This window comes from Nocardiopsis protaetiae (genome assembly GCF_045446735.1).
Lineage (GTDB): Bacteria > Actinomycetota > Actinomycetes > Streptosporangiales > Streptosporangiaceae > Nocardiopsis > Nocardiopsis protaetiae.
Genome location: NZ_JBJJBV010000273.1, coordinates 1 through 8,719, shown reverse-complemented (window position 1 = coordinate 8,719; position 8,719 = coordinate 1). Strand labels below are relative to the sequence as shown.

The window sequence follows — 8,719 nt, the reverse complement described above, 5'->3', positions numbered from 1 at the left end:
CGCCAGCGTGACGGCTCCCATGGCCAGCCGCGGCGCGGGCGCGGGGCGCGGCCGCTCGCCACGGTCGGCGCGGCCCAGGGGGAGCAGGGGGGAGGGCATGCGCCCCATCGTAGGAGCCCGGCGCCCTCCCGGGCAGCCCTCGGAGCGGCGTTCGGGGCGGGATCCGGGGCGGGCTTCGCAAATCTCTTTATCCAGAGTGTTGACGAAGTCGTGTGACGTGGGCAACGTTGAGCACGTCGGCCAGGGACGTGACCGAGGAGGTCCACCGTGCACGATGACCGCAAGCTGACCGAGGCGCGCCTGGAGAGGGTCCTGCGCGAACGCGTATGGCCCGCCGTCCACGGCCCGTCCGTCCCCCTGGAGGTGTCCCGCTGGGACGCCCCCGGGGAACCCGTCCCCGCCCCGGAGGGCATCAACGCCCCCCACACCCCCGCCGCCGCGGGCGACGCCTGGGGTCCCGCCTGGGGCACCACCTGGTTCCGGTTCCGGGGCCGCGTGCCGCAGGAGTGGGCGGACCGCACCGTCGAGGCCGTCATCGACCTCGGCTTCGACGCGAACATGCCCGGTTTCCAGGCCGAGGGCCTGGTCCACCGCCCCGACGGGACGGTGGTCAAGGGCCTCAACCCGCGCAACGCCTGGGTGCGCCTCCCCGGCGGCGGGACCGAGGTCGACCTCCACGTGGAGGCCGCCGCCAACCCCGTCATCCTCGGCAACCCGCCCTTCCAGCCCACCGACCTGGGCACCGCCCCCGCCGGCCCGGACGGCGCCCCCCTGTACCGGCTGGCCCGCGCCGACCTGGCCGTGTTCCAGGAGCAGGTGTGGGAGCTGGCCATGGACCTGGACGTCGTCGGCGGCCTCATGCGCGAGCTGGACCCCGGCGACCCCCGCCGCTGGGAGCTGCTGCGCGCCGCCGAACGCGCCCTGGACCTGCTCGACCTCCAGGACGTCCCCGGCACCGCCGAACGCGCCCGCGGGGCCCTGGCCGGAGCACTGGCCTCCCCGGCGGCGCCCGCCGCCCACCGGCTCTCGGCGGTGGGCCACGCCCACATCGACTCCGCCTGGCTGTGGCCGCTGCGCGAGACCAAGCGCAAGGTCGCCCGCACCTCCGCCAACGTGGTCAACCTGCTGGACGACCACCCCGAGCTGGTCTTCGCCATGTCGCAGGCCCAGCAGTGGGCGTGGCTCCAGGAGCACCGCCCCGACGTGTTCGCGCGGGCGGCGCAGGCCGCCAAGGAGGGCCGGTTCGTGCCGGTGGGCGGCATGTGGGTGGAGTCCGACACCAACATGCCGGGCGCGGAGGCCCTGGCCCGCCAGTTCGTGTACGGCAAGCGGTTCTTCCGCGACGAGCTGGGCATCGACACCCAGGAGGTGTGGCTGCCCGACTCGTTCGGCTACTCCGCGGCGCTGCCCCAGCTCATCCGCCTGTCGGGGTCGCGCTGGTTCCTCACCCAGAAGATCTCGTGGAGCCAGACCAACACCTTCCCGCACCACACGTTCCGCTGGGAGGGCCTGGACGGCACCCGGGTGTTCACCCACTTCCCGCCGGTGGACACCTACAACTCCGAGCTGACCGGCCACGAGCTCGCCCACGCCGCCCGCAACTTCCGGGAGAAGGGCCGCGCCACCCGCTCCATGGTCCCGTTCGGGCACGGCGACGGCGGTGGCGGCCCCACCCGCGAGATGCTGGGCCGGGCCGCCCGGCTGGCCGACCTGGAGGGCTCGCCCCGGGTGGAGATCCAGCGCCCGGAGGTGTTCTTCGCCGAGGCGGAGGCCGAGTACCCGGACGCCCCGGTGTGGTGGGGGGAGCTGTACCTGGAGTTCCACCGCGGCACCTACACCAGCCAGGCCCGCACCAAGCAGGGCAACCGCCGCTGCGAGCACCTGCTGCGCGAGGCCGAGCTGTGGTGGACCACCGCGGCGGTGCGCCGCGGCGCGGACTACCCGCACGAGGCGCTGGACCGGATCTGGCGCACCGTCCTGCTCAACCAGTTCCACGACATCCTGCCGGGCAGCTCCATCGCCTGGGTGCACCGGGAGGCCGCCGAGACCTACGCGGAGGCCGAGGCCGAACTCGGCGCGCTCATCGACCGGGCGCAGCGGCTGCTGGTCGGCCCGGGCGACGAGGTGATCGAGTTCAACGCCGCCCCGCACGACCGCGACGGCGTCCCCGCCCTGGGCGCCGCGCCCCGGGTCTCCCCCGAGGGGGACACCGCCACAGAGACGGCCGACGGCGGGTACCTGCTGGACAACGGCCTGCTCACCGTCCGCGTGGACGCCCGCGGCCTGGTCACCTCCGTGGTCGACCGTGAGACCGGCCGGGAGGCGCTGGCCGGCCCGGCCAACCTGCTCCAGCTCCACCAGGACCTGCCCAATCAGTGGGACGCCTGGGACGTGGACTCCTTCTACCGCAACACCGTCACCGACCTCACCGGCGTGGACGGGATCGAGGCCGTCGACGACGGCCTCCGGATCTCCCGCTCCTTCGGTGACTCCTCGGTGGTGCAGACCCTCACCCTGGCCCCCGGCTCCCGGCGGCTGGACGTGGACACGGTCGTGGACTGGCACGAGCGGGAGAAGTTCCTCAAGGCCGCCTTCCCCCTGGACGTGCGCGCGGAGTCCTCCGCCTCGGAGATCCAGTTCGGGCACGTGCACCGCCCGACGCACACCAACACCTCCTGGGACGCCGCCCGGTTCGAGATCTGCGCCCACCGCTGGGTGCACGTGGCCGAACCCGGCTACGGGGCGGCGCTGGTCAACGACTCCACCTACGGCCACGACGTCACCCGCGACGTGCGCGAGGACGGCGGCACCACCACGACGGTCCGCCTGTCGCTGCTGCGCGCGCCGCGCTTCCCCGACCCCGACACCGACCAGGGCGAGCACCGGTTCCGGTACGCGCTGGTGCCGGGGGCGGAGGTGGCGGACGCGGTCCGCGAGGGGTACCGGCTGAACCTGCCGCCGCGCGAGGTCGGCGGTTCCGGCACGGTCGAGCCCCTGGTGCGGGTGGAGGGGGCGGGGGTGGCCGTGGAGTCGGTCAAGCCCGCCGACGACCGCTCCGGCGACGTGGTGGTGCGCCTGTACGAGTCGCTGGGCGCCCGCACCCGCGCGACCGTCCGCTTCGGGTTCCCGGTCGCCGGGGTCCGTGCGGTCGACCTGCTGGAGGAGGAGTACGAGGGCGCTCCGGACCTGGAGGCGGGGGAGGGGGACGTGGCGTTCTCCCTGCGCCCCTTCCAGATCGTCACCCTGCGGCTGCGCCGCTGAGCCGCTGGGCCGCCGGTCCGGCGGCCCGCGCCCGCCGCACACACGCGGGGCGCCCCGGGACCTCTCTCCCGGGGCGCCCCGCCCCCGTTGCGCGTGGCTTCGGCCGTTCGGCCCTTCATGGCACCGCTCGACCCTTCACGCCGCTCAGCCCTTCATGGCGCCGCCCAGGGTGAACCGGCCGCCCATGGCCCGCGACACCGCCACGTACAGCGCCACCACCGGCAGCGTGTACAGCAGCGAGTACGCCGCCAGCTCGCCGTAGCGCACCGACCCGTACTGCCCGAAGAACGTGAACACCCGCACCGCCGCGGGCATCTTGTCCGGGCTGGTCAGCAGGATGAACGGCACGAAGAAGTTCCCCCACGTGCTCACCAGCGTGAAGATCCCCACCACCGCCAGCCCCGGCGCGAGCAGCGGCGCCACCAGGTACCGGATGGACTGCCAGGTGGACGCCCCGTCCACCCAGGCCGCCTCCTCCAGCGCGATGGGGATGCCGTCGATGAAGTTCTTGGTCAGCCAGATCCCGAACGGCAGCGTGCTCGCCGCCAGGAACAGGGTGGTGGCCCACAGCGAGTTCAGCAGCCCCGCGTTCACGAACAGCCCGTACACCGGCACCATGATCGCCGTGATCGGCAGACCGGTCGCGAACAGCACCGTGTACAGGAACGGCCGCTTGAACCGCAGCGAGTACCGCGACAGCGGGTACGCCGCCAGCATCGAGCAGAACGCGGTGATGACCGCCGCCCCGCCGCAGGTCAGCACGCTGTTCCACAGTGGCCGGTAGACGATCTCCGGGGTGAGGATCGCCCGGAAGTTGTCCAGCGTGAGCGCGGTCGGCAGACCGGCCCGCAGCGTGGCCTCCCCGTCCACCGACGCGAACAGCATCCACAGCAGCGGCAGCAGGAACAGCAGCGCCAGCGCCCCCAGGATCAGGTGCACCAGCACCGCCCCGGCGGCCTTGCCGGGCGAGGCGACGGAGGCGACGAACGACCGGCGCGGCCGCCGCGCCCGCCCCGCCGCGGCGCCGGTCCCGTCCGCGGTGTCCGCACCGGGTCTCAGAGCGCTCATGCCTGCTCCTCCTTGCTGAGCATCCGCACGTAGACGACCGAGAACAGCCCGGCGACCACCAGCAGCGCCAGCGCGATCGCCGTCCCGTACCCCAGGTCGCCCAGGGACAGGGCCTCCCGGTACATCAGCAGCGGCAGGGTCGTGCTGCGCGAACCGGGGCCGCCCGAGGTCATCACGTAGATGAGCGTGAACACCTGCACGGTCTGGAGGGTGATGAGCAGCAGCGTGGTCGCGATGGTGCGCCGCAGCAGCGGCAGCACCACGTACCAGAGCACCTGCCGGCCCGACGCCCCGTCCACCCGGGCCGCCTCCTCCAGGTCGGCCGGGACCTCCGACAGCCCGGCCCCGTAGGTCATCATCGAGAAGGCGGTGCCCTTCCAGATGTTGGCCAGGACCACGGCGAGCAGGGGTGCGGTGAACAGCCAGTTCTGCGCCCCGACCCCGACGGAGCCGAGCAGCGCGTTGAGGGTGCCCTCGCGTTCCAGGAACGCGTACCACACGAACCCCGCCACCACCTCGGGCACCACCCAGGCGCCCACCACCACCGTGCCCACGGCGCCGCGCACGGCCCCGTGCCGGTGGCGCAGCAGCAGCGCCAGCGCCAGGCCCAGCACGGTCTGGCCCAGGATCGACCCCAGCAGGAACAGCGCGGTGAGCACCGCCGCCAGCCGGAACCGGCGGTCGCCCACCAGCCGCTCGAAGTTGTCCAGCCCCACGAACTCGGTGTTGGCGGCCTGCGCCCCGGTCAGCGCCTCGTTGGTGAACGAGGCCCACACCGTCCACAGGATCGGCCCGGCGAAGAACGCCAGCAGCAGGAACAGGGCGGGGGCCATCGGGATCACCCAGCGGGAGGCCCCGCCCCGGACGCGACGGGAGCCGCGCGTCCGGGGCGGGCCCTGGGGCGCCCTACCGGGGGATTGCGGGCTTCCGGGGTCCCCGGGGGCGCGGGTTATCGGCACGGTCCCCACGGCTCAGGAACCGCCCGTGACGTTGTCGGGCCCGACGATGCCCTCCACCTCCTGGGAGTACAGGTCGGCGGCCTCCTCCGGGGTGGCCTCGCCCAGCATCACCGCCTCCATGGCCTCCTGGACCGCGATGGAGATGCGCGGGTACTCGCTGTAGGCCGGGCGGAACCCGGTGATGTCCACCAGCGCCGCGAACTCCTCCGCCATGGGCGCGTTGTCCAGGAACGCCGGGTCCTCGGCGACGTCGGAGCGCACCGGGATCTGGCCGCCCTCGATCGCGAACTTGACCGCGTTCTCCTTGGACAGGGCGTAGGTCATGACCTCCCAGGCCAGCTCCGGGTTCGTGGCCTGGCCGCCCATCGACAGCGCCCAGCCGCCGGACATGCTGGTCGCCCCGGCGCCCTGGCCGTTCTGGGTGGGCATGCGGGTGAACACCATGACGTCCTCCCAGCCGTCCCAGGGCCGGTTGGCCTCGGGGATCCACGACTGGGTGGCCCACGAGCCGTCGAGGCTGATGGCCATCTCGCCGGAGGGGAAGCGCTCCTCGTTGTTGACGGTGCCGACGTTGGCGTCCAGGGCGTCCTGCACGTCCAGGGCCAGGCCCTCGTCGTAGACCGTCCGCACGAACTCCAGGGAGTCGGTGAACCCCTGGCTTCCGGTGATCCACTTCTGCGAGTCGTCGTCGAAGAGGGCGTCCTCGGTGCCCGAGAGCAGCATCTGGAAGCCCTGGAGGGAGGCGGCCTCCCCGGCGGGCGTGCCGGAGTAGACGTTGAGCGCGGTGACCTCGTCGCCGAACTCGTCCTGGACCGCGCGGGCGGCGTCCAGCACCTCGTCCCAGGTGGCGGGCTCCCAGGGGGTCTCGACGCCGGCCTGGTCCAGGAGTTCGGAGTTGTACCAGAGGCCGCGGACGTCGGTGCCGAGCATGACGCCGTACCGCTGCCCGTCCAGGGAGGTGACGGCCTGCGCCTCCTGGACGCTGAACCGGTCGGCGTCCTCCCAGGCGTCGAAGTACTCGTCCAGGGGCATCAGGTACCCGGCGTCGGCGTCCTGGTTGATGGTGAAGCTGTCCTGGTAGATGAGGTCGGGGGCCTCACTGGCGGAGCCGTTCATGAGGTTGACCTGGGTCTGGTAGTCCTCGGCGGGCGCCTCGATGGCCTGGAGTTCGACGGTGACACCGGGGTTGTCCGCCTCGAACTCCTCCTTGACCTTCTGCATCAGCGAGTCCATCGCGATGAAGGTGCCGAACTTCTGGTAGGCGATGCGGACGGTGTTCTCGTCCCGGTCGGCGGCGCCGCCTCCGCAGCCGGTGGCGACGAGCGCCAGCGCGAGGGCCGCGGCGGTGGTGGTGACGACGGTCGCGGCCGCCGATCGTGTGGTGTGGTGTCCGGTTCCTTTCATCGTGTGCTCCTGAGGCGATGAGGTGGACGGGGTGGACGGTGGCTGAGCCAGGTGGGCCAGGTGAGCCAGGGGAACGGTCTGCGAGTCTTGAAGTGAGGTGATCTATGACACATCATTACTCAAAAGCTTGGATAAAGACAATGGGGTAAGTCGGTGCTTCCAGGGCGGTTACGCTCATGTGGGACCACGACTGGGACCGCGACATCGGAGGGGAGAGGCTGCATGGGCACCAACCTGGCCTGGCTCGGCGGGCTCAATCAGAGCCGCGTGCTCGACGCCGTGCGCTCCGCCGACGGGATCAGCCGAGTGGAGCTGGCCGCACAGACCGGGCTGACCGCCCAGACCGTCTCCAACATCGTCCGCCGCCTGCTGGAGGACGGCCTGGTCCGCGAGGACGGCCGCGCCACCTCGCGCGGCGGCAAACGCGCCACCGTGCTGCGCCTCAACGCCGACGCCTACTACGCCGTCGGCATGCACATCGACCCCGCCTCCACCACCCTCGTCGTCACCGACCTGGCCGGACACGTCGTCGCCCGCACCCGGCGGCGCACCCCGTCGTCACAGGGACCCGGGCGGGTCATCGACGCCCTGTGCCGGTCGGTGCGCGCCATCGTCGAGGAGGCGCCCGCACCCGACCGCATCCTCGGCCTGGGCGTGGCCACCCCGGGGCCGATCGACACCTCGGGCGCGGTCACCCCGCCCCACCTGCCGGGGTGGCGGTCGGTGCCGCTGCGGGAGGTGCTGGAGGAGGGGACCGGGCTCACCACGGTCCTGGACAACGACGCCACCGCCGCCACGATCGGCGAGCGCTGGGCGGGCGCGGAGCGGCGCGCGGTGGACATGGCGTTCGTGTACGTGGGCACGGGGGTGGGCGGCGGGTTCATCCTGGGCGGGCGCGTGTACCGGGGCGGCAGCGGCAACGCTGCCGAGATCGGGCACGTGGTGGTCGACCCGCGCGGACCCAAGTGCCCGTGCGGGAGCCGCGGCTGCCTGGAGACCTACCTGGCCCCGCACGCGGTGGCGGCCGAGGCCGCCCGGCGGCGGGGGGAGGCGGCAGACGGCTACGAACGCGGCCAGGCGCGCACGGTCGCCGCCTATCGGCGGGTGTGCCGGGAGGCGCGGTCGGGCGACCCGGTCGCGCTGGACGTCATCGCGGAGGCGGGGCGGCGGCTGGGGGACGCGGGAACGGCGCTGCTGAACATCATCGACGTGCCGTTGCTGGTGCTGGGCGGGTGGGGGGTCCCGCACGTGGGCGACCTGTACCGGGAGGCGTTGGAGGCGGCGATCGCGGAGCGGACGCTGGCGCGGGGGGTGCGCCGGGTACGGGTGGAGACCTCGCTCATCGGAGAGGACGCGGGTGCCATCGGCGCGGCCTCACTGGTGCTGCACTCGTCGTACTCTCCCACCGTCGGGGGTGTGTGAGGGGTACCGCGACCTCCTCCCCAGGGGGTTGCCCCGGCCTGGAGCCCTCGCCACAGCCGGAGGGCATCGCGCCTCCCTCACCCCAAGGGGTGAAGGCCGCGGTGGCGTTCTCCGCTTAACTCCAGGGGGTTGTCCACCTGCCCGGGTGCCCGCGGTCGGGTGCGCGCATGTTCTGTTAACGCTGTGGGGGGTGAGGGTGTGCTCGTTCGGGGCCCTGGCACAGTCCGGGGAAGGTATCGGTTCCTCCGGTTCCAGGGGGTTGGTGGAGGCGTCACCTCCGTTCCCGGTCCTATGGGGGTGAGGGCCGCGGGTACCGGGACCTTCGCCGCAGGGGGTTGCCCCTGGCTTGGAGTCCTCACCCCAGCCGGAGGGCATCTCACCTTCCCCGCCGCAGGGGGTGAGGGCCGCACGTGGCCTCCCGCCCCGACCCCGGGGGGTTTCCACCTTCCCTGGGGCCTTAGGGCCTGTTCTGGGTTTTGATCACGGTTCGGGCACTCGCCCCCCGGGCGAGGGCCCGAACCGGTAAACCAGACCCATGGCACGCGGCGACCTCACCGACGACGAATGGGACCTGATCGGACCGCACCTGCCCCTGGGCACCCGCG

5 protein-coding genes are annotated in these 8,719 nt (G+C 72.9%); 2 read left to right on the top strand and 3 right to left on the bottom strand.

All coding sequences use genetic code 11. The annotated features are described in order from the left end of the window. Window positions 1–267: 267 nt before the first annotated feature. Window positions 268–3,261 (top strand): alpha-mannosidase, encoded by a 2,994-nt coding sequence (locus ACJOT3_RS28820; protein ID WP_406976272.1) that lies wholly within the window; start codon window positions 268–270, stop codon window positions 3,259–3,261. A 144-nt stretch (window positions 3,262–3,405) separates the two neighbouring features. Here ACJOT3_RS28820 and ACJOT3_RS28815 read toward each other — a convergent pair whose 3' ends face one another. The 3 genes from ACJOT3_RS28815 to ACJOT3_RS28805 form a co-directional block, all read right to left on the bottom strand. Further along, the gene (locus tag ACJOT3_RS28815) at window positions 3,406–4,329 is read right to left on the bottom strand and encodes a carbohydrate ABC transporter permease (protein ID WP_406976271.1); all 924 of its coding nucleotides are present in this window, start codon (window positions 4,327–4,329) and stop codon (window positions 3,406–3,408) included. Further along, a complete protein-coding gene (locus ACJOT3_RS28810; protein WP_406976270.1) occupies window positions 4,326–5,162 on the bottom strand; it encodes a carbohydrate ABC transporter permease in 837 nt (278 codons plus the stop codon). The genes ACJOT3_RS28815 and ACJOT3_RS28810 overlap by 4 nt, the downstream gene beginning before the upstream one ends. Window positions 5,163–5,300: 138 nt before the next feature. Then, window positions 5,301–6,692, bottom strand: coding sequence for an extracellular solute-binding protein (locus ACJOT3_RS28805; protein WP_406976269.1), 1,392 nt, complete (start codon window positions 6,690–6,692; stop codon window positions 5,301–5,303). Window positions 6,693–6,914: 222 nt separating this feature from the next. Here ACJOT3_RS28805 and ACJOT3_RS28800 point away from each other — a divergent pair, with 222 nt between their 5' ends. Next, window positions 6,915–8,114 (top strand): ROK family transcriptional regulator, encoded by a 1,200-nt coding sequence (locus tag ACJOT3_RS28800; protein WP_406976268.1) that lies wholly within the window; start codon window positions 6,915–6,917, stop codon window positions 8,112–8,114. Window positions 8,115–8,719: the final 605 nt, after the last annotated feature.